Source organism: Mycobacterium conspicuum (assembly GCF_010730195.1).
In the GTDB taxonomy this organism is placed as follows: Bacteria; Actinomycetota; Actinomycetes; order Mycobacteriales; family Mycobacteriaceae; genus Mycobacterium; species Mycobacterium conspicuum.
Map to the genome: position 1 here is coordinate 4971316 of NZ_AP022613.1, position 20919 is coordinate 4992234.

Genomic DNA, 20919 nt, shown 5'->3' on the forward strand with positions numbered 1-20919 from the left:
TCCTACAACCAAGGCTCTTCGCCGGCGATCGTGGTGCGATGCAGGGTACGTTCTGAAGACGAATCGTAGGGCAGGGCGCGGTGCAGGATCCCGGTGTTGTCCCAGATGACGAGATCGCCGACCTGCCAGTCGTGGGTGTAGCAGAAGCGTTCTTCGGTCGCCCGTGCGAGCAGTTCATCCAACAGCTTGCGGCTTTCGTCTGGCTCTAGACCCACGATGTGGTCAGCGGTCGCACCGATCACCAAAGAACAGCGACCATCACGCCGCTTCCAGACGAGCGAACTTTCGTGCGTTGCAAGCGTGCGCCAGGCGGCTAGGTCCTCCTCCGCCGGGTCCCCGACCAAGAGGCGCTGCGCGGCCTCAAAGCTATGCACGACGCGCAGCCCCTGGTAAAGCTCGCGCTCCTGTGCGGACATGTTTTCCCAGACCGCATAGGTATTTGCGAACTGTGTGCCGCCCCCGGTCATCGCCACATGCCGCGCCGTAAGCATTGTGGCTTTCGCGGGCACATCGTTGGTGGTGTCGTCGATGTGCCAATTGAAAGTGCCCTTGAGGTACTCCGCGGCGGGGTTCTTCGACGGGTCGAGGCTGACTTTGAAGATCTCCTTGCCTCCCGGCGCGAGCACGGTGCCTAGCCTGCGCGCGAACTCTAATTGCTCGTCGTCGTCGAGATGTAGGCCCCGAATCAGCAGCACACCACGCCATTTGAGCGCCTCCATACACCGGCCGATAACCGCGTCATCAAGGAGGCTTTTGACACTGGTGACCTCGACGCCCAGCGCCGGACTCAGCGCCATCGTCTCAACCATCAACTGCGCCTTCCCGTTCGACAGGGGTGAATTCGAGGTGCAGTTCGGTGAGTCCGCGCAACTGGTAGGTCGGCTCGTAGTCGTAGCGACGGGCGTGAGCGGGGCCATGTTCCGCCTCGCAGATCCGGATATCGTCAGCCCGATCGAGAAAGTACTCGACCGTAATTCGTCCTTCCGCCCGAGCCAGCGGGGCGCCTGGGCAGGTATGGATGCCGCGGCCGAACGCGATGTGCTCTCGAGCATTGCGGCGATCTAGTTGAAACTCATTGGGGTTGTCGAACCGCCGAGGGTCTCGGTTTGCCGCCCCGGGCAGAAGCAGCACGGTGGCACCCGCCGGCACGTGAACACCCGCGATGGTCGTGGACTTTCGGACGAGGCGGAAATCGCTCTTCACCGGGCTCTCCATGCGCAGCGTCTCCTCGATGAAAAGCGGGACACGACTGGCATCTTCGCGTAGCAGATGCTGCAGACCGGGACGATCGGCGATTAAGTGCAGTGCGGCGGAGAGCAGTTTTGTGGTCGTCTCCGCACCGGCGGCGAACAAAAATGTCGCAAGGCGCACCGCGTCGATGACCTCGGGCGTCGACCCGTCCGGGTACTTGGCCTCGGCCAACAAAGTGAGCACGTCGTCACGCGGCTCGCGTCGACGCTGTTCGATGTAGGAGGTGAACTGTGCCTCGAGGAACGCCAGCGGATTGTGGGAGAACTTCGGATCGTCCTCGATCGCACCGACACTGGCCGCAGCAAGACGGGAACGGAACGCTGTGTGGTCCCCTTCCGGAACACCAAGCAGGTCGGCGATGACCAGCGTGGCGAAGGGCTTAGCATAGTCGCGCAGAAATTCACAACGACCCCGGTCCAGGAATTCGTCAAACTGCCGCTCGGCCAGACGCCACATAAACTCCTCATTCTCCTTGAGGCGCTTGGGTGTAATCAGCCTGCTCAGTAGGCCGCGGGCGCGTGTGTGTTCCGGCGGATCGAAGGTGACCATATGCTCGCTGAGGGGGATCTGGTCGCGGTACCGCTCGATGAGCGCACCGATGTCGTCGCCCTCCGGCTGAAACGGCAATCCCGCTAGGGGCCCGATCACCGACGTGCACGACGAGAACGCATCGGTATCCCGATACACCGACAGCGCTTCCTCGTAGCCGGTGACCGTCACGACACCGCTGGCTTCGTCACGGCGCACCGGGTATCTCGACCGAAGGTAGTCAAAGTATGGATAGGGGTCTCCGACCAGGCTTTGATCGGTAAAGAAGTTAGTGGAGTTGGAGAAGCTCATGGTGTGTCCCTTACCTTCCGTGAGCATCAAAGGTGCACTACAACGGTTTTCGTGGCAGTGAACGTGTCGAGCGCTTCATATCCTTTTTCGCGGCCGTAGCCTGATTTTTTGAACCCGCCGAACGGCAGCTCCACTCCCCCGCCGGCACCGTAGGTATTGACGTATACCTGTCCCGCTTCAATCTCGGCGGCCAGCCGGTGCGCGCGCGAGAGGTCGGAGGTCCATACGGAGCCGAGGAGTCCGTACGGTGTGCCGTTAGCCAAACTCACCGCTTCCTCCTCGTCGCCGAACTTGTTGACTGTCAACACAGGGCCGAAGATCTCTTCCTGCGCGATTTCCGAAACAGGGTCGACACCGTCGATCAAGGTCGGCGCGAAATACGATCCGTCAGCCAGGTCTGCCGCCGATGGCGCATCGCCACCGCAGATGATTTCGCCCTTGGTGTTGCCGGAGACTATCGACTGAACCCTGTGTTGCTGCTTGCGTGAGATGAGCGGCCCAAGTTCCTTGTCCTCGATGCCGGGACCGATCGACACTCGCATGAAACGGTGCTTGACCATTTCTACAAGTTCGTCATGGATAGCTTCTTGAACCAGCAATCGTGAGCCGGCCGAACAGGTTTGGCCGGCGTTTTGCAGGATTGCCTTTGCGATGAACTCGGTCGCGCGGAGAAGGTCGGCATCGGGGAAGACGATCTGAGCCGACTTGCCGCCCAGCTCGAGTAGCGCGGGAACAACCCGCTCGGCGGCGGCGTGCCCAACAACCGAGCCGACCTCGGCGGAACCGACAAATCCGATATGGTCGACTCCCGGGTGGGCCGTCAGGGCCGCACCGGCCTCGGTGCCGATACCGGTCACCACATTGAACACGCCAGCCGGCAATCCGGCCTCGAACGCTAGCTCAGCGAGAGCTACTGCGGTGCGCGGTGTTTCATTGGCCGGTTTGGCCACCGCACAGTTGCCTGTGGCGACCGCTGGAGCAATGCCCCTGCACAACAGCTGCATCGGATAATTCCAGGCAACGATATGCCCCGTGACACCCAGCGGTTCGCGCTTCGTATAGACATGCAGATCGGTCGACAGCGGAATGGTGTGTCCGTAGTAGCTGTCGATCGCATGACCGTAGAAGCGGAAGTATCGTGCCGAGACCAGGGCGTCGGCGCGCGCCTGCGACAGCGGTTTGCCGGTGTCTTGGCTCTCTATGAGCGCCAAATGCTCTTGATCGCGCTCGATGAGATCAGCTATACGGCTCATGACTCTGGCCCGGTCGGCTGGGGGCGTAGTGCGCCACGCTCTGGACGCCCGTTTTGCGGCTGTCACAGCGCGGTCGACCTCATCTCCACCGGCGCGCGCCACCGCACCTAGTGACTTGCCCGAGGACGGGTCGATATTGTCATATACCTGCGCCGAGGCGACGGACTCACCATCGATAAATGATTGAGTGACTGGCACTTTCAACTCCTCTGACCCGTTCCTTCGGTATTCCAGCCGTCAGGTGATGCTGCAAGGGCCGCCTCTTCGCCAGCGCGATTGCCGTTGACGCCGAAGATCACGATCTCCGTGCCGACGCAAGCGCCCTCCATAAAGATGTCAGTGTTGCGGATAGGCGAATCAGCCGGAGTCAACAAGTTGTCTCGCACACCTATAAATACACAGCTGCGTATATTTTGTCAAGGCGACCGCTAAATATACCTAGTTGTATAGTTCTCGGATGGTGACCAGCCGACGAGGTCGACCGACGCAGGCCGAAGCTGAGGAACTGCATCAGAAGCTTCGCACAGCCGCGGCCGCGACATTCGTCAAACAGGGCTATGACGGTACAACCATGGAAGCGATCGCCCGAGCAGCGGGCATCACACGGCGGACCTTGTACGCACGCTATCCCGATAAGCGGGCCGTATTTCTCGATGTGATCCCCTGGGCACTGACGCTAAGGACAGCGCGCGAACCCGACTCACACCGAAACAAGGACGATCTGGCACTCGCGCTCATCGCGATTGGACGTGGTGCACTCGCACGGGCTATGGATCCTGAAACGCTGGGCCTGACCCGGATCGCAATGAATGAATCGGCGCGGTTCCCGGAGTTCGCCCTCAGTGCCCAGACGATGACCTGGTCAGCGCGCCAGCGAGAAGTGATGGAGCTGCTGCGCCACCATCAGGAAGCGGGAACCATCGACGTGGACGATTTCGAGGTGATCGCAGGGCAATTCCTTGCGATGATCGAGCTGATGCCGCAACGGCTGGCCGACTTCGGGATCTATCGCACCAAGGAAGAAGGAGAGCGACATCTTCATCATGCCGTCAACCTGTTTCTCAGGGGTGTTTTGACGCGTGATTGATCGAGCGACGGTCCTGCCCGGTCTCGTCTTGGTGCACGGCGGCGCACATGCCGCGGACTGTTGGGAACTTGTCGTCGCCGAACTAGCGCAGCTTGCACCTGAACTGCCCGTCGTCGCCGTGGACCTACCGGGCCGGGCCGCTAGGCCAGCCGACCTGTCTGATGTCCGCATCTGCGACTGGGTGGACTCAGTGGTCACTGATGTGGACGACGCGGGCCTCGGTGACGTTCTGGTCGTTGGGCATTCGCTGGCGGGAGTGACGGTGCCGGGTGTGGTTTCCAAGCTTGGCGCTGATCGGGTGCGCGAAATGATATTGGTGGCGGCATTCGTTCCGCCACAGGGCAAGTCGGTGATCAAGACGCTTCGCGGACCACTGGCTCCACTGTCGCGGGCCGGGGTCTCGATTGGCCGATCGTTCCCGATGCCGCCCGCAGCTGCCCGTCTGGCGTTTTGCAACGGAATGAGTCGCGAGCAACGCAAGCTCACATTATCCCGGCTCTATCCAGAGTCCCTGAATGTCATCGTCGAGCCCGTCGATCGCCGCGACATGCCCGAAGCGGTGCCGCGAACGTGGATTATGACGCTGTCAGACAGAGCGTTGTCAGTCCGCCGACAGCGTCAGTACATCGACGCGCTTGGGGGCGTGGCAACGCTAATCTGTGTCGACAGCTGCCACGATGTGATGATCAGCAAGCCAAAGTGGCTTGCCAGGGTCTTACTAGAGCGCTGTCGGCTTCGTTCCTCGGCGTCACGCTAGCCAGGCTGACGGCCGCCAATACGGTCGCTCTCGGCGGGCACTGCAGGCCCCCACCGGGATTGAAATCCAGTTTGGCGCCCACCAAGGGAGCCGCATCGATCCATCCGGCCGCCGTCAATTAGTACACCTAGCCGTACACTTTGCAGGATGACAACGGCACGGCGTGGACGACCGACACAGGAGGAAGCCGCCCAACTTAAGGAACGAATACGCGAGGGTGCCGTCTCCGCGTTCCTGGAATACGGCTATGACGGTACGACCATGGAGGCGATCGCCCAGGCGGCCGGGGTCACCAAGCGAACTCTTTACGCCCGATACCCCGACAAACGGGCGGTATTCGTTGACGTCATCCCGTGGGCTTTCAGCCGTGCCGTGGACCGCGACCTAGACCGCCGGATCAACGATGAGGACCTTGAAGCCGCGCTGACCGAGATCGGGCGCGGCGCGATTAAACGTGCCCTCGACCCTGACACGAGGCGGCTGCACCGAGTGGTAATGAACGAGTCCGGCCGGTTCCCGGAATTCGCCGTCAGCGCTGAAACCCTAGGTTGGTCGCGTCGCCAACGCCAGGTGATGGATTTACTGCGTCAGCACCAAGAATCCGGGAACATCGAAGTCGATGACATCGAGATAGCAGCCGAACACTTCTTGGCGATGGTCGAGGCCCTGCCTGCTCGGCTGGCAGATTTCGCCGTGTTCCGCAGCAAAAGGCAAGAAGAACGCCACCTGAAGCTTGCCGTGAGCCTGTTTCTGAATGGCGCTCTGCCACGGTGACGAGGTTGGCCACTCCGCGGCCAGAAACTTCGTTGGTCCGCCACGTCGGAGCTGACTTCGCCCGGCGAGGAGCTTGCCCAACATACTTTGCGAAAGTCATTGTCAGGTAACTCCTCTCGCCGTTCGCCCTACGGGCAGCCTAACGCGGTGGGTTAGCCTGGGGCAGTTCGGCCAACATCGTGCACCTACTGGAATCGAAGCTGAGGTGTCGCGCGATCGGCAGGCTCTCTGGTGGTGGATCCTCGTAGCTCCACGCGACATCTTCCACTACGGCATCACCTACCGCAGCCGACCAGTACGTCGCCGCACCCTTGTAGTTGCAGTAGCTCGATGTCGTGGTTCGTCGCAACAGGTCGGTGCGGACCAACGTTGGGCTCACGTAGAGGCGGGGCTGAAGCGTGGTCTCGAAGACGATCACAGTGTCGTCCGTGTCGACCAGCGTCACGCCGCCCACTTCGACGCGCAGCCGGCGGCTCGTGCGATGGCAATCGACGCGATGATATGGGTTTGGCGGGTAATCGACGAGTAAGCGCCCCTCTTCCAGCCAGGTATCGACGGCTCCCCACGGCACGACGACGTATCCCGGTGCGGCGGGCTCGGGCTTGTGTGGCAAGTCGCCAACCTGATTGGCCGGGAAGGCATATCGGTGGATGCGGTCAGGGCGGTGCACCATCAGTGCCTGCTCGGTATCAATAACCGTGCGACCGTTTTGAATAGCTTGAACGCGTCGGGGATGCGGCTCGACATAAACGACCCCGATCGGTAACGGCTCAGAGAACCAGCCCGCGGGATCGGTGCCCAGCGGCCCCTGCGGTGTGGTCAGGGCCATCGAACCGCCCTTGCGTCGAACCGGCGCCGCTTTTCTCTCAAGGCGACCCCGCGACGACATCAAAAAGGCAAGTCACAGTGACAGTCTAGACCATCTCACTGACAACTGTCATTGAAATTTGTCATTGACATTCGTCATCTAGTGGGTTGACACTAGTCTGCGATGACAGCAGAAGTGAGCGACAAGCCGCGTGGACGCGAGGCGCAACGCCTCGAGACACGCCAGCGCATATATGAGGCAGCCAAAGCCGAGTTCAAGCGATCGGGCATGGGCGACGCCGACATCGGTGCGATCATCGGGCGCGCCGGCGTAGCACGAGGCACCTTCTATTTCCACTTCCCCACCAAAGAGCACGTACTAGAAGAGGTAGAGCGGGATTTGGTGAATCGCCTTGCCCGCGAACTGGCCCGCTTTCTCAAGACACCGCACGACCTGTGGTCTACCTTGTCGGAGGTAGTCAGACTCGTCACCGCCGCGGAGACGCGGCTGGGGAAGCGGCTGTTCAGAGATGTACTTGCCCTGCACTTCTCGCAGACCCGCCCGCCCGGGTGGGCCAAGTCAACGGAGCATCAACTAGTGGCACTCGTCGCCGAGGACATTCGGCAGGCCCAAGCCGCAGGCAAAGTCTCTGACCATGTCGACGCCGTGCACAGCGCCCTGTTCTTTCTGCTCGGTCTGTATTCGTTGCTGGTCACAAACCATGACCTCAAACCCACTCGTGCCCGGCTCCTCGACGCGTTCCTGGCAAGCACTCGTCACGGCTTGGAGCCCCGATGAGTTCACACTGTCACGCCCAACCGAGATGGAGGAATAATCATGTGGCTAGAGATCGCTCGCATCGGCTTTGGCTGGGGTGCAGCCGCCGGCCTGGTGGGGTTCTGGTACTGGGTCATGGGAAACATCGGCACCTTCTGATCCCGACTCGCAGCACTAGACGCGATTGGCAGCGGTGATGACCAAGCCTGTCACTGCGCCCGCGCTCGTCGTCGAGCGCCGTTGTGCCCTATTGGCTGTCGCGCTGTCGCAAGGCCGGCGGCACGGCGTGCGTTTGGTATCGGGTGAGCGGCGAAGCTTCGGCATGAATGCCGGCAAAACCGTCGTCGAGGTACCCTACCCGGCTCTGGCGCCGGATTGGACTCGCCGGACTTTGACATGCGGGGTCGCACTCCAATGCGCACCGTCGAAGGACCTGCTGGCCGGTTACGCCCTGCATGAGCTAGCCCCTCGGGAGATGCGGGCGCTGGCCATCGTCGAAGGGCGTGTCGCACTGGGTTGGATTGCGTCACAGTGGCCGGGGCTGCTCCCCGAACTGCAACGACACCTCGTAGACCTAGACGCGATCAAGAGAAACCTCGACGGGCCAGCGATGTTCGATGCTGCAATCGAGCTGGCCCGCTCCGGCACAGAGTTGAACCGCTATCCGTTACTCGGTCGATTGACTGCATCAGCGCCAGGCCGTAACGGCCTGTCGGCGCGCGCTTTACGGATGCGCGGCCGGATGCCTTGGAGCTCGAAGAAAACCTTCAACAGGATCGGATACTCGGTGCCCGTCGCAGGCGACGGCGGCGTGCGAAACCCAAACTTGCCACCCCCCAGCCGACCCGAGGACGACGAAATCGAGATCCGGCCCGACCAGCGTGTCGGCATCCCCTATCCAGAATGGAACGCGTGGACGGCTAGTTTTCTGCCGCGCCACGTCGCTGTTCTCGAGCGCAAACACCAAGCTCCTCGGCAGCCCTGCCCGCCGGTATCTCCAGGCATCCGACGCTGGTTCGAGGAGCATACGCACCGGGTGATGACTACCGGCCTGGAAGACGGTTCGTGCGTGGACATCGACCGCTACGTCGACTATTACGTCGACCGAACCTGCGGCCACTCCCCCGAAGCTCGCGTCTTCCGAGAACTGCTTCCCGGATTCCGGGACGTGACCACCGCACTGCTGCTCGACGGCAGCTCGTCGCTGGGAGTACACCAGGGGCGGATATTCCGCCTCGAATTGGCTTGTGCCGATGCGCTGTCGCAAGCAATGAAGCTCGCCCGAGAGCGCCACGGCATATTCGTTTTCAGCGGCAACACTCGGCATCGCGTGGAAGTGCGCTGCCTGAAGGACTTCGACGAACCTCACTTCGTCGTCCCGAGTGGGGCGGGCCTAGCCACGGGTGGCTACACCAGGCTCGGAGCTCCCTTGCGGCACTTGACGAGTCGGCTTCTGCGACAGCCAACGGAACGACGGCTCCTCATCGTGATTGGCGACGGCCTCATGTCTGACGAAGGCTACGAGGGCCGATACGCATGGGCTGATGTGGCCCACGCCGTCGAGGAAGCCGAAGATGCCGGCATCGCCACCTACTACATCGGCGTCGGTCCTACCCGAGTGGACCCGCTACCCGAGGTGTTCGGCCCGCGCAGGTCAAAGCGGATCCGACGCATCGACGAACTACCCCACGTGCTGGCCCATGTCCACCGCGAACTCGTGGCGACGTAGGCGCCCATGTCTAGGAGTGAAATGACGGCAGGCTTCTACCACACCAACGGCAACGAAGTAGCGCTGTTCGAGCAAGCCTTCGCCCAACGGCTACCGGTGATGCTGACAGGCCCAACCGGTTGCGGCAAAACGCGTTTCGTCGAGCACATGGGGCACCTGCTGAACCGTCCCGTGGTAACCATCAGCTGCCACGATGATTTGACCAGCTCGGATCTGGTTGGCCGCTTCATGGTGACCGGCGGTGACGTCGTGTGGAACGATGGGCCGCTGACCCGCGCCGTTAAGGCCGGTGCAATCTGTTACCTCGACGAGGTAGTCGAGGCCCGGCACGACTCGCTAGCGATTCTGCATTCGCTTACTGACCATCGGCGGACTCTCTACCTGGATCGAGCTGACGAGGTCGTCAAGGCGCCAGATTCGTTCATGTTGGTGTCCTCTTATAACCCGGCTTACCGCAGCTCGCTGAAGGATCTCAAACCCTCATTCCGCCAACGCTTCGTCACCATCGCAATGGACTATCTCCCACCCGATCGTGAGGCCGAAGTCTTGGTGCACCAGGCGGCAATCGACATCGCCATCGCCAAGCGGCTGGTCAAGTGTGCAACCACGATCCGCACAGCAGACGAAGTCTTCCATTTCGAGCCGCCGTCGACGCGCGTACTGGTGACAGCCGGCCAATTGATCGCCGCGGGCGCCGACGAAGTCGAGGCTGTCGAAGCTTGTGTATTGGCGCCGCTGTCGACCGACGGGGCAGTCACCGAGGGCCTGCGGGAAGCCGCGGCAGCCTGCCTGATTGCGGCTAAGACATCAATTGACCGCGCTCACTGAAATTCCCCACTGACGCTCATCGAAATTCCCCACCCGTGTGGCTCCGCCGAGAAGGGCGGGCCTCCCTCGAAGCTGCTGGTGTCTGACGCCAGTAGCTCCACCGAAGGAGGCCCGCTTTCTCATGCTCACATGGGAGGACGATGTGGAAGTACATGCCCTACGCAAACGTGGTTGGTCGATCTCGGCGATCGCCCGCCACACCGGCTTCGACCGCAAGACGGTCCGGAAGTATCTGGCCGGTGACGGCGCGCCCGGGGTCCGCGCCCGGCCCGACCCGGACCCGTTCGATCCGTTCATCGACTACGTCACCGCCAGGCTGACCGAGGACCCGCACCTGTGGGCCCGCACCCTGTTCGACGAACTCGAGGACCTCGGGTTCGGGCTGTCGTATCAGAGCCTGACCCGCAACATCCGGACCCGGAACCTGCGGCCCGTCTGTGAGGCGTGCCGGACGGCCACGCAGCGCCCGAACGCGGTGATCCCCCATGCACCGGGTGATGAAACTCAATGGGACTGGCTGGAATTGCCCGATCCGCCGGAATCGTGGGGCTGGGGCAAGACCGCACACCTGCTGGTCGGCTCGTTGGCCCATTCGGGCAAGTGGCGCGGCTATCTGTCGCCGAGCGAGGACCAACCCCACCTGGTCGCCGGCCTGGACCGCGTCACCCGCGGTCTGGGCGGCGTCTCGCGGGTGTGGCGGTTCGACCGGATGGCCACGGTCTGCGATCCCGGTAGCGGCCGGGTGAGCGCCTCGTTCGCCGGGGTGGCCAAGCACTACGGCGTATCGGTGGCGATCTGCCCGCCGCGGCGCGGCAACCGCAAGGGCGTGGTGGAGAAGGTCAATCACACCGCCGCGCAACGCTGGTGGCGCACCCTGGCCGACGACGTCACCGTCGAGGCGGCCCAGGCGAACCTGGATCGCTTCGCCCGGGTGCGTGGTGACACGAGGCTGCGGGCCACCGCTGATGGCCGCTCCTCGGTCGCCGTGGTGGCCGAAACGGAGCCACTACAACCAATACCGGCGCAGGCGTATCCGGTGATCGTTTCCGAGGCCCGCACCGCATCGCGCCAAGCGATGGTGTCCTACCGCGGTAACCGCTACTCGGTGCCCCCGGAGCTGGCCGCCGCCAACGTGGTGGTGTCGCATCCGGTCGGCGGTCAGTTCTGCGACATCGCCACCGCCAGTGGGATCGTGGTTGCCAGGCACCGGATGGCCGCCGACGGGCTCGGCGTCATGGTGCGCGACAACGGCCACGTCATCGCGCTGGATGCCGCGGCGATCGCCACCGCGACCACCGGACGGGCGCACCGCCGCAAGGAACGCATCCCACCCGGCCCGGCGGCCAAAGCCGCTGCCGCGCAACTGCTTGCGATCAATCAGCCATCCGTCACCGCAATTGAAACATCCACTCCGTCAACCAATTCCACCGTCATCGATCTGTCCGCTTACGAGCGGGCCGCCCAGAACAGGACCATCCAATGACCCCCACACCGCGCACCGGTAAGACCACCACCACAACCGAGGAATCGCTGTCGGCGGCGGCGAGCCGCTATCAGCAGCTACGCTCGCATCTGGCCGAACTCAAACTGGCCGCGGCCGCTGAAGCCCTACCTGCCGTGCTCGACCAGGCCACCGCCGACGGGCTGTCGCTGACCGTTGCCTTGGAGCGGCTGCTGGCCGTCGAGGTCGAAGCCTCCACCGCCCGCCGACTGGCCGGACGGCTTCGGTTCGCCTGCTTGCCCACCCCAGCCACCCTGGCCGACTTCGACGTCGATGCTGCCGCCGGGATCGACCGCAAGCTCATCGACGAGCTGGGCACCTGCCGCTATCTGGAATCAGCGACCAACATCCTGCTCATCGGCCCACCGGGTACTGGAAAAACACACCTGTCGGTCGGATTGGCCAGGGCCGCAGCACATGCCGGCTACCGGACGTACTTCACCACCGCCGCCGATCTGGCCGCCCGCTGCCACCGCGCCGCCATCGAGGGACGCTGGGCCACCACCATGCGCTTCTTCGCCGGCCCGACGCTGCTGGTGATCGATGAACTCGGCTACCTTCCACTGCCCGCCGAGGCCGCTTCGGCGTTGTTTCAGGTTGTCTCCCAACGGTATTTAAAGACCAGCATCGTCATCACCACCAACCGCGGCGTGGGAGCCTGGGGAGAGATCCTCGGCGACACCACCGTGGCCGCTGCCATGCTCGACCGCCTGCTGCACCGCTCCGTGGTCATCAACCTCGACGGAGAGTCCTACCGGCTACGTGACCACCACGCCGCCGCAGAAACCCTGCGCCGAACCACCACCGGCACCCGCCAACAACTACACTGACCGCTGCTCACAGGTGAGGAATTTCGGCGAGCACAGCCGGGGATTTTCGATGAGCGCCGTCACAATCACTTGATCCCACAAGGAGAGGAGCACCTCAACGATGAATGAGAGCGACAAGAAGCGACGACGGGCGCTGATGGTCTTCCAGATCTTCATCTACGGCTACCTGGCATTGCAATTCGGCATCCAGATGTACATGTACGCGACCCGCAACTGGTAGGAGACACCATGAATCTGCCTTTGATCAACCGCTCGGGCAATCGCAAGACCGCCATCGCACCAGCCAGTGACGGCGGCCTGCACACCCTTGACGATCAACACGAAGAAAGTCGCAAGGCCCAATGGTCGGCCGACAAGTGGCTCATCGCAGGAACATTGCTGATGGGCACCAACGCCGCCGGCATCTTCGGACTGCCCTTGTTCCTATGGGGCCTGCGCAAGCTCCAAATGGCTACAAAGGCGGGCCTTTCGGTTCGCCCCATCATGGTTACCTTGATCGGCTACCTCGTCATCCTTGATGCCGGGCTCAACCTGCAGGGTTGGATCTTGGATTTGGTGGGCAACCACTCGCTGATCTACCGCGTGCTCTACACCGCATGGGGCAACGCCTTCGACATGGGCTACTTCTGGCACTACAACCAGCTGTGGATCGGCGGCGCGAGCGCACCCGGCGAGAAGAGCTGGGAGGTGGCGCTGGTTCTCGTTGTATTCCCGATGCGGATCGCCTCGTCGATCGCGTTCCTGCAGATGAAGCGCTGGGGATACCAGTGGCTAATCATCACCTGCTGGTTCGGCGTCGTGATCTGGGTCGGTTACGTCATGAACATGACGGTGTTCGCCGACCTTCGTTACACCGGAACCGTTTTCCCGGTGATCGGGTGGTGGATCTACGACATCATGTACATCACACCATTCTTGGCGATCCCGTATCTACACACCGTCAACCGCGAAATCTTCTCGGACTAAGGAGATCCCACAATGGCCAAGTCGAGCACCAACGAGCAATCATCGAAAACCGACGAATCAGCAACCGAGGACCTACCCCTTGGAACTACGAAAGAAACTGCACGCCTGCACAAGTTACTTCAGCGCGGGATCATGGTGTGCTTATTCGGTCTCGTCCTTGAAGGCGCCTTCACACTGCCGTTCCTGGCGATCTGGTTCGGCTACCCGACTCTGTCATTTACCGAAATATGCAGTGAGCTCATGAAGGTGCGCTACAGCAACGAGTCGCTGGAGTGCAAGTACCCCTACCCGTTCCCCGGCCCACCATGGGGCGGCGCGCCCGAGGGAGCAGGTATCAACACCGCCCAAGATCAGTGGGGAGTCCAGCCCAAGCCGCTCTATCCGCGGCTCGGTTTCCGCGAACTGGTAAGGATTCACGACCAACGCATCGCCCGCCAGCATGCCGCGCAACAGAACGGCTCCACTCCGCATCCGTGAAACTGTTGACGAGGCCGCCGAGGCGGAATCGCACCAAGCCCGCGGCGGCCGCTCCGCCTTGACCCAAAGTATACGGTGGCGTTTACTTAGCTGATGCGGGTAGCCGATTTGTAGAAACGACGCCGCGCCACTGCGGCCCGCGGCCCGCCCTGGGCAAAGTGTTGTTATGACGAAGAGGAGTACCAAATGGCATCGGCAGTTGCGCGCCTCATGGATATCGTGGGGAGGGACGATTGCTACGACGTCGCACCCGAGGAGCTATTGCCGCTCCAAATAGAGGCGGCCAACGAGCGGCTGGAAAGCCAAGTCCAGACGATCGGGCTGCTCAAGAATCGCGTCGAATCCAGCCAAGCGCGTGAGGTCAAGCAGCCGGCAGACCTGGTCCCATTACTTTTTGCCCATACTGCCTACAAGAGTTATTCAGAGAACTGGCTGACGGAGGGTCAGTGGGACCGTATGACCAGATGGCTCAACGCGGTTGCAGCACGTCCGGTCGAAGGCGTCGATTTCGCTGGCGTGGAGACTCTCGACGGCTGGATCAAGCAGATGGAGAGCGTCGGCCACTACCTGTCCTGCTCTAGCGGCACCACCGGAAAGCCCGCGATCATGAGTGGCACCGAGAGTGACATCGATTTCTCGGCCAGAGCCAACGCCGCAGGCATCGTCTGGGGGCTGGAACTCGAGCCCAGCGAAGACAGGAAGTTCTTCGGGATCGGTCCACAGTTCGCGGCGCCACGAGAGAACGCCATTAAAGACGCCATGATCGCGACGATCGCTCCTCACGTCGAGGCTTTCCAATTCGGCTCCGAACCGATCACTGTGGGTTCGATGGTGGAAATGATCGTGCTACGGCGGAAGATCGCCGACGGCACGGCCCGACCATCAGAGCTGGCGGAGTTTGAAAAGATGGCCGCCCAGCGGGGGGGCGACATGGCCGCATCAACGGAGAAGGCAGTCGACGCTCTGATCGAAGCGCGCAATCGTCCGATCATGGTCAGCGGAATGTACGGTCAGCTGTTCCCCATCGCGGAAGCCGTTCGCGCAAAAGGCTATAGCGGCAAGGACTTCCACCCGGGCAACGCGATGTTTGTCGCTGGCGGCCTCAAGGGCTTGGTGCTGCCTGAGGACTACCGCGAATACATCCTCGAGACGTTCAACGTTCCCGAACATCGCATGTATCACACCTACAGCATGCGTGAGATCAACGCGACGTTCCCGCTGTGCCATGAAGGCCGCTATCACATCTCCCCGTGGGTGATTATCCTGCCGCTAGACGTCAGCGGCGAACAGTGGCTGGACCCGGGCAACGGCGAAATCGAGGCGCGGGCAGCGTTCATGGATCTGTCGATCGAAGGCCATTGGGGCGGCATCATTACCGGTGACAAGGTCTCGGTGAGTTTCGGCAAGTGTAGGTGCGGACACCAGGGTCCCACCGTTGCCCGCGACATCCTCCGTTTTGCCGACCTTCCCGACGGAGACAAGATCAGCTGTGCCGGCAGTATCGACGCATATGTGCGAGGTGTGTCATGACAACTGCCGAATCACACGCTCTTTCGGCGCCGCACTTTGTTCAGGGTGCCCTGATCGAAGGTGACGCGGTCCGTCATCGGTCGCGCGACCTTGGGGCCGATTTCACCACTCCGGCCATCGACCTCGACGACATCGTGATGCCCCGTTCGGAACTGCCACCGCTGCTCGATGTGAAACTAACGGAGATCATCGACTTTCTGGTCGAGGTCGGCGAGTGTCTGCATCTAGAGCGCAACCCGTACCTCCAGGACTGCCTGGAATACATCGCTGCGACGAACCCCCTGCCGCGGCGCGTGGTGGAGAACCTGTATCGCGAGGCGCCGTACTACCTCAACCGGCAACTGTTGGAAAGCATGGTCGATTCGAACTTTGCCAACCGCGAAGCACTCGACGGCTGGGTCGAACGGGTCGATCCTTACGGCAGCAAGCTGGCGGTGCGCGCTTTCCCTTCGCGGATCGTGCACATGCTCGCCGGCAACGCGCCCGCCGGCTGCATCGCTTCGATCGCCCAGGGCGCGCTCGTCAAAGCCGTCAACCTGTTTAAGATGCCCTCCAGCGATCCATTCACTACGGTCGCGGTGTTGCGCACCATGGCAGACGTCGACCCGTCGCACCCCGTGGTCCGTTCCATGACAGCGGTGTACTGGCCCGGTGGCGACGAGACGATTGAGCGGACACTTTATCGCCCACAATATTTCGACAAGATCGTCGCGTGGGGCGGCGGACCGGCAATCAACAACGTCATCAAATATCTAGGCCCCGGGATCCAGCTGGTGTCCTTTGACCCCAAGTCATCGATCTCCCTGATCGGGCGCGAAGCCTTGGCCTCCGACGAGGTAATGGACGACGTCGCGGAGCGGTTGGCTGCCGACACCACGGTGTTTAACCAGGAGGCCTGCCTGGCCAGCCGCTTTGCCTTCATCGAAGGCGACCGCGCTGAGGTCGAAGCGTTCTGCGCGAAGCTGCTGGATCGGCTTGGCGCGGATCGGCAACACGCATCGGCCAAGGCCCTACCCCCGCCCTCAGAAGTGCGCGAAGAAGTCGAAATCATGTCAGCCATGGGCGAACTCAAGACGTGGGGGCGCTTCGACGGAAGCGGCATGGTGATCCTGTCGGACAGCCCGGTGAACTTTCACCCCTCTAATAAGACGTCGAACGTTGTGATGGTCGACTCTCTGGATGACGCCGTGCGCTACGTGAACGTCGCTACCCAAACCATCGGTGTCTATCCGTTCGAGCGAAAAGCCATGCTGCGAGATCGGCTGGCCGTCGCCGGAGCACAGCGTTTATGCCGGTTGGGCACCGCCGACCTGCATGCGCTGGGCAGCCCACACGACGCGATGTACCCGCTGCAACGACTCGTTCACTGGATGGCCGATGACGACGTCACAGCTACCGACGCGCCGCTCGCTTAGCCACGGAACCGGCGTTTCAAGCCTGCGCGAGCGTCGACTTGTGATCGCGCGGTAGATAGTGCGCGTCGGAATAATGATCGGCGCCGAGCGAGGTGACTCGGGGCGCAAGGTAACCAGAATGCTCGACGAGGTCGTATGGGCGGAGGAAGCAGGGCTCGACACGGTATGGGTTCCGCAGGTTCCCTCCGATTTCGACGCGCTGGTAGCCGTGACAATGATGGGCGCTCGCACATCGCGGATCGAATTTTTGACCGCTGTCATTCCTTTGCAGATCCAGCACCCAATTGCTTTGGCTCGTCAGGCATTATCCGCACAAGCCGCTATCGGCGGACGACTAGCCCTGGGCGTCGGCCCGTCGCACCACTGGATAGTGCGCGACATGCTCGGGCTGGCATATGAACGACCGGCCGCATACACCCGAAACTATCTTGAAGTCTTGAGCGCCGCCGTGACCGGAGCAACGTCCGTCGATGTCGAGAACGATGAATTCCGAGTACACAACCCACTGGACCTCGAGCCCGTCTCTCCCCTACCCGTCCTGGTATCCGCGCTTGGCCCCGTGATGCTGCGATTAGCCGGCGAGCGCGCCGACGGCACCGTTCTATGGATGGCGGACGAGCGTGCTATCGGCGAGCACGTCCTACCGAAGATCACCAAGGCAGCTGGCGATGCCGGGCGCCCCGCGCCGCGCATTGTCGCAGGACTACCTGTATGTGCCTGCAGTTCAACGGAAGTGGTGACTGCGCGAGAACGCGCCAATCGGATTCTCGCCGAGGCCAAAACCTCGCCGAATTATCAGCGCCTCATGGAAAAGGGCGACGCACGAAACGTAGGTGATCTCCTTGCGGCCGGTGACGACGACGCGATCCTCAAAAGGTTCCAACGCTTCGCCGATGCCGGCGTCACGGACCTATCCGTGCGCATCCTGCCCATTGGCGCAAACCGGGACGAATTGATCGCCTCGAAACGACAGACGCGAGACGTGATCGCCGCGCTCAGTGCTGAAGTGCGGTGAGCGAAAGTGATTTACAACCAAGGAGTTTCAAGAAGGGATTCGTCATGACGCTACAGACCGTACTTGACGGTATACGCAATCGCCCCGGCACAGGCGACGTCATTCCAATCGTCGATCCCGTGACCGAAGAGGTGATCACGGAATTTTCCGATGGCGGCGCCGACGCAGTGCAAGAAGCCGTCGCTCGGGCGCGGGCTACGTTCGAGTCAGGTGTCTGGCGCGTCAAGCCCGGAAATGAGCGGGCAAAGGTGCTTTGGCGCATTGCGGATTTGATTGAAGATCACGCCACCGAACTGGCGGAAATTGATTCACTCAACACTGGTATGCCGTTTAACCAGGCCCAGATCATTATGTCTACCGCGGCCGAGTTCTTCCGCTACTACGCCGGTTGGTGCACAAAGGTGAGCGGCATGGCTCACGATGTACAGATGACCGGTGGCATCACCGGTGCCCACTCCAATCTGCACGCCTACACCCTCAAAGAACCCATCGGCGTGGTGGGTCTCATCTTTCCGTGGAACGGACCGGCTTTCAACGCTGCCGCGAAGCTCGCCCCTGCCCTTGCAGCGGGCTGCAGTTGCATCGTGAAGCCTGCCGAGGAGACACCATTGTCAGCATTGTTGCTGGACAAGATCTTGGCCGAAGCCGGTGTCCCCGAAGGCGTGGCAAACCTGGTAACTGGCTACGGCCATACCGCTGGCGCGGCGCTGGCAGCGCATCCCGATGTCGACAAGATCGCATTCACCGGCTCGACCGAGGTTGGCAAGGAGATCGTGCAGGCGGCCGGCGGCAACCTGAAGCGGGTAATGCTGGAGCTCGGCGGCAAGTCTCCCGTGCTGATTTACGACGATGCCGACTTGAGCGTGGCCATACCGACCGCGGCGATGGGAGTCTTCGTGCACTCGGGACAGGCTTGCATTGCCGGATCCCGAATCTTTGTCCAGCGCGGTGTACTCGACCAGGTCGTCGAAGGTATTGCACTGGTGGCCAAGTCGGTCCGGTTGGGCGGTCCGAAGGAAGAAGACGTCCATATCGGCCCGCTCATCAGTGCGAGGCAGCTCACTCGAGTCATGGGCTTCATCGACGAGGGCAAGCGCGACGGCGTGCACGTCGTCACGGGCGGGCATCGACTTGACCGGCGCGGATACTTCGTCCACCCCACGGTGCTCACCGAAGTGGAGCACGGGGGGCGGCTGTGCCAACAAGAGATCTTCGGCCCGGTCGTCGCGGTCATACCTTTCGACGACGACGACGAAGTTGTAGCCATGGCCAACGACACCGTCTATGGCCTCGCGGCCACCGCCTGGACACGTGATATTGGACGCGCTCATCGCCTGGCCAAGCGACTCCAAGCGGGAACCGTCACGTTGAATTGCCAGATGATCTGGGACCCGAATTTGCCCATGGGCGGCCACAAGCAATCGGGGTGGGGTTATGAGAATGGCAGGGACGGCATCGAAGGGTACATGCAAAACAAGACGGTATACGCACAGCTGTAGCACACCATCGAAACTGCTATCGGACAATGCGAAACATCCCGATCGATCTCGCCAACCGTTACGAGCAAGAGGGCTGGTGGACCCAGGACACCGTAGGACAACTGCTGGCCCACGGTCTTCAAACCCATCCCGATATCGAGTTTCAGGTTCACTCGTCCACGCGGCCTTGGTTGGGAACTTTCTCCAACGTCGAGCGAACCGCCCGCAGGCTCGCAGCCGGGCTGCGGGCACGTGGCGTCGGCCCCGGAGACGCAATAGCGTTCCAATTGCCCAACTGGATGGAGGCAGCTGTAAGCTTCTGGGCCTCTGCACTGCTCGGTGCGGTTGTGGTGCCGATCGTGCACTTCTACGGCCGTAAGGAATTAGAACATATTCTGACGACGGTAAGACCGCGGGTCTTCATCAGTGCCGAGCAATTCGGGCGGATGACGTATCAACGCGACTTGTGTTCGAAAGTACCGATCGTCGGACTGGTAGGGCGTGACTTCGACGAGCTACTTGCGCCGGATCCGATGCTAGGCAGCATCCCCACCGATCCGCGAAATCCGGCATTGATCGCCTTTACATCGGGCACGACCAGTGACCCCAAAGGCGTGATCCACAGCCATCAGACACTCTGCTGCGAGGCAAGACAATTCGCCGAAGGGTTGCCGCCAGACCGTGGTAACCAGCTCACCGTGGCACCCGTTGGACATTTCATCGGCATGATCAACGCGTTTCTGCTTCCTGTGCTCGAGGGCACGCCGGTAAATCTCGCAGACATTTGGGATCCAGCCCACGTGCTGGAACTGATGCGTGGTCACGGACTTACGGTCGGTGGCGGCCCACCCTATTTCATTACGAGCTTGCTCGACCACCCCGACTTCCAGCCCGAGTACCTGCAACACCTGAAATACGCCGGGCTCGGCGGGTCAGCGGTGCCAACAGCCGTGACGCAACGGCTGACAGATCTTGGCATCATCGTGTTCCGTGCCTACGGCAGCACCGAACATCCGTCGATCACTCGTTCGCCATATACCGCAGCCGAAGACAAACGGTTGTTCACCGATGGCAAACCGGAGCCAGGAGTGGAGATCCGACTAGCGTCCGACGGTGAAATCTACAGCCGCGGACCGGATCTGTGTCTTGGTTACACCGACGATGCGTTGACACGAAGCGTCTTCGACGTCGACGGATGGTATCGCACCGGTGATGTGGGCGTCATTGACGATGATGGCTACCTGACCATTACGGACCGTAAAGCCGACTTCATCATTCGGGCCGGCGAGAATGTCAGTGCACTCGAAGTCGAGGAGGCGTTGCTGACCATGCCTGCGATAGCCGAAGCAGCCGTCGTGGCGATACCCGATCGCCGCCTGGGCGAGCGTGCCGCGGCCGTGTTACGAGTGAAGCACGGCCATGTGATGCCTACGTTGCAACAGACCCGCAGACACTTCGACCGACTCGGGATCGCCAGGCAGAAGTGGCCAGAGGAACTGTACGAGGTCGACGACTACCCGCGCACAGCTAGTGGCAAGGTTCAAAAGCATTTGCTGCGCAAGGCCATTGCCGCCGAGCAGCTGCTTTGAGGAGCGGTCGAATC

Annotated in this window: 19 protein-coding genes; 15 read left to right on the forward strand and 4 right to left on the reverse strand. The window is 61.8% G+C overall.

All coding sequences use genetic code 11. The features are described from left to right. Positions 1–2: 2 nt before the first annotated feature. The 3 genes from G6N66_RS22700 to G6N66_RS22710 are packed head-to-tail and all read right to left on the reverse strand — an operon-like array spanning position 3 to position 3542. The gene (locus G6N66_RS22700; protein WP_085234954.1) at positions 3–809 is read right to left on the reverse strand and encodes a TauD/TfdA dioxygenase family protein; all 807 of its coding nucleotides are present in this window, start codon (positions 807–809) and stop codon (positions 3–5) included. Further along, entirely contained in the window at positions 802–2091 is a 1290-nt protein-coding gene (locus G6N66_RS22705) for a cytochrome P450 (protein WP_085234953.1), read from the reverse strand. The genes G6N66_RS22700 and G6N66_RS22705 overlap by 8 nt, the downstream gene beginning before the upstream one ends. Positions 2092–2117: 26 nt before the next feature. After that, entirely contained in the window at positions 2118–3542 is a 1425-nt protein-coding gene (locus G6N66_RS22710; RefSeq protein WP_085234952.1) for an aldehyde dehydrogenase family protein, read from the reverse strand. Between the two features lie 259 nt (positions 3543–3801). Between G6N66_RS22710 and G6N66_RS22715 the strand changes: the two genes are divergently transcribed. From G6N66_RS22715 to G6N66_RS22725, 3 genes are all read left to right on the forward strand, one after another. Then, complete coding sequence (locus G6N66_RS22715; protein ID WP_179968307.1) at positions 3802–4431, forward strand: TetR/AcrR family transcriptional regulator; 630 nt, start codon at positions 3802–3804, stop codon at positions 4429–4431. Next, complete coding sequence (locus G6N66_RS22720) at positions 4424–5188, forward strand: alpha/beta fold hydrolase (RefSeq protein WP_232079395.1); 765 nt, start codon at positions 4424–4426, stop codon at positions 5186–5188. Before G6N66_RS22715 ends, G6N66_RS22720 begins: the two co-directional genes overlap by 8 nt. A gap of 147 nt (positions 5189–5335) precedes the next feature. Further along, positions 5336–5962: a TetR/AcrR family transcriptional regulator gene (locus tag G6N66_RS22725; RefSeq protein WP_085234950.1), complete on the forward strand. Its 627-nt coding sequence runs from the start codon at positions 5336–5338 to the stop codon at positions 5960–5962. 139 nt (positions 5963–6101) lie between these two features. Here the strand turns inward: G6N66_RS22725 and G6N66_RS22730 are convergent, their stop codons facing one another. Then, positions 6102–6791, reverse strand: coding sequence for a DUF427 domain-containing protein (locus G6N66_RS22730; protein WP_085234949.1), 690 nt, complete (start codon positions 6789–6791; stop codon positions 6102–6104). A 162-nt stretch (positions 6792–6953) separates the two neighbouring features. Between G6N66_RS22730 and G6N66_RS22735 the strand changes: the two genes are divergently transcribed. The 12 genes from G6N66_RS22735 (at position 6954) to G6N66_RS22790 (ending at position 20905) form a co-directional block, all read left to right on the forward strand. Then, positions 6954–7568, forward strand: coding sequence for a TetR/AcrR family transcriptional regulator (locus tag G6N66_RS22735; protein ID WP_085234948.1), 615 nt, complete (start codon positions 6954–6956; stop codon positions 7566–7568). 175 nt (positions 7569–7743) lie between these two features. After that, positions 7744–9276 carry a nitric oxide reductase activation protein NorD gene (locus G6N66_RS22740; RefSeq protein WP_085235020.1) on the forward strand — a complete coding sequence of 511 codons (1533 nt, stop codon included), beginning with the start codon at positions 7744–7746 and terminating at the stop codon, positions 9274–9276. Between the two features lie 21 nt (positions 9277–9297). Further along, a complete protein-coding gene (locus tag G6N66_RS22745; RefSeq protein ID WP_085234947.1) occupies positions 9298–10104 on the forward strand; it encodes a CbbQ/NirQ/NorQ/GpvN family protein in 807 nt (268 codons plus the stop codon). Positions 10105–10225: 121 nt separating this feature from the next. Continuing rightward, the gene (locus G6N66_RS22750) at positions 10226–11587 is read left to right on the forward strand and encodes a Mu transposase domain-containing protein (protein WP_085235808.1); all 1362 of its coding nucleotides are present in this window, start codon (positions 10226–10228) and stop codon (positions 11585–11587) included. Continuing rightward, positions 11584–12435 carry an IS21-like element helper ATPase IstB gene (istB, locus tag G6N66_RS22755; protein ID WP_085235809.1) on the forward strand — a complete coding sequence of 284 codons (852 nt, stop codon included), beginning with the start codon at positions 11584–11586 and terminating at the stop codon, positions 12433–12435. The genes G6N66_RS22750 and istB overlap by 4 nt, the downstream gene beginning before the upstream one ends. Before the next feature lie 228 nt (positions 12436–12663). Then, entirely contained in the window at positions 12664–13401 is a 738-nt protein-coding gene (locus G6N66_RS22760; protein WP_085234577.1) for a hypothetical protein, read from the forward strand. A 12-nt stretch (positions 13402–13413) separates the two neighbouring features. Continuing rightward, complete coding sequence (locus G6N66_RS22765) at positions 13414–13878, forward strand: hypothetical protein (RefSeq protein ID WP_085234578.1); 465 nt, start codon at positions 13414–13416, stop codon at positions 13876–13878. 186 nt (positions 13879–14064) lie between these two features. Further along, positions 14065–15408, forward strand: coding sequence for a hypothetical protein (locus G6N66_RS22770; RefSeq protein WP_232079396.1), 1344 nt, complete (start codon positions 14065–14067; stop codon positions 15406–15408). Then, positions 15405–16823: an acyl-CoA reductase gene (locus G6N66_RS22775; protein ID WP_085234580.1), complete on the forward strand. Its 1419-nt coding sequence runs from the start codon at positions 15405–15407 to the stop codon at positions 16821–16823. Before G6N66_RS22770 ends, G6N66_RS22775 begins: the two co-directional genes overlap by 4 nt. A gap of 58 nt (positions 16824–16881) precedes the next feature. After that, the gene (locus G6N66_RS22780; protein WP_085234581.1) at positions 16882–17838 is read left to right on the forward strand and encodes a TIGR03564 family F420-dependent LLM class oxidoreductase; all 957 of its coding nucleotides are present in this window, start codon (positions 16882–16884) and stop codon (positions 17836–17838) included. Positions 17839–17882: 44 nt separating this feature from the next. Next, positions 17883–19337, forward strand: coding sequence for an aldehyde dehydrogenase family protein (locus tag G6N66_RS22785; protein WP_085234582.1), 1455 nt, complete (start codon positions 17883–17885; stop codon positions 19335–19337). 26 nt (positions 19338–19363) lie between these two features. Continuing rightward, complete coding sequence (locus G6N66_RS22790; RefSeq protein ID WP_085234583.1) at positions 19364–20905, forward strand: AMP-binding protein; 1542 nt, start codon at positions 19364–19366, stop codon at positions 20903–20905. The last annotated feature ends 14 nt before the right edge of the window (positions 20906–20919 follow it).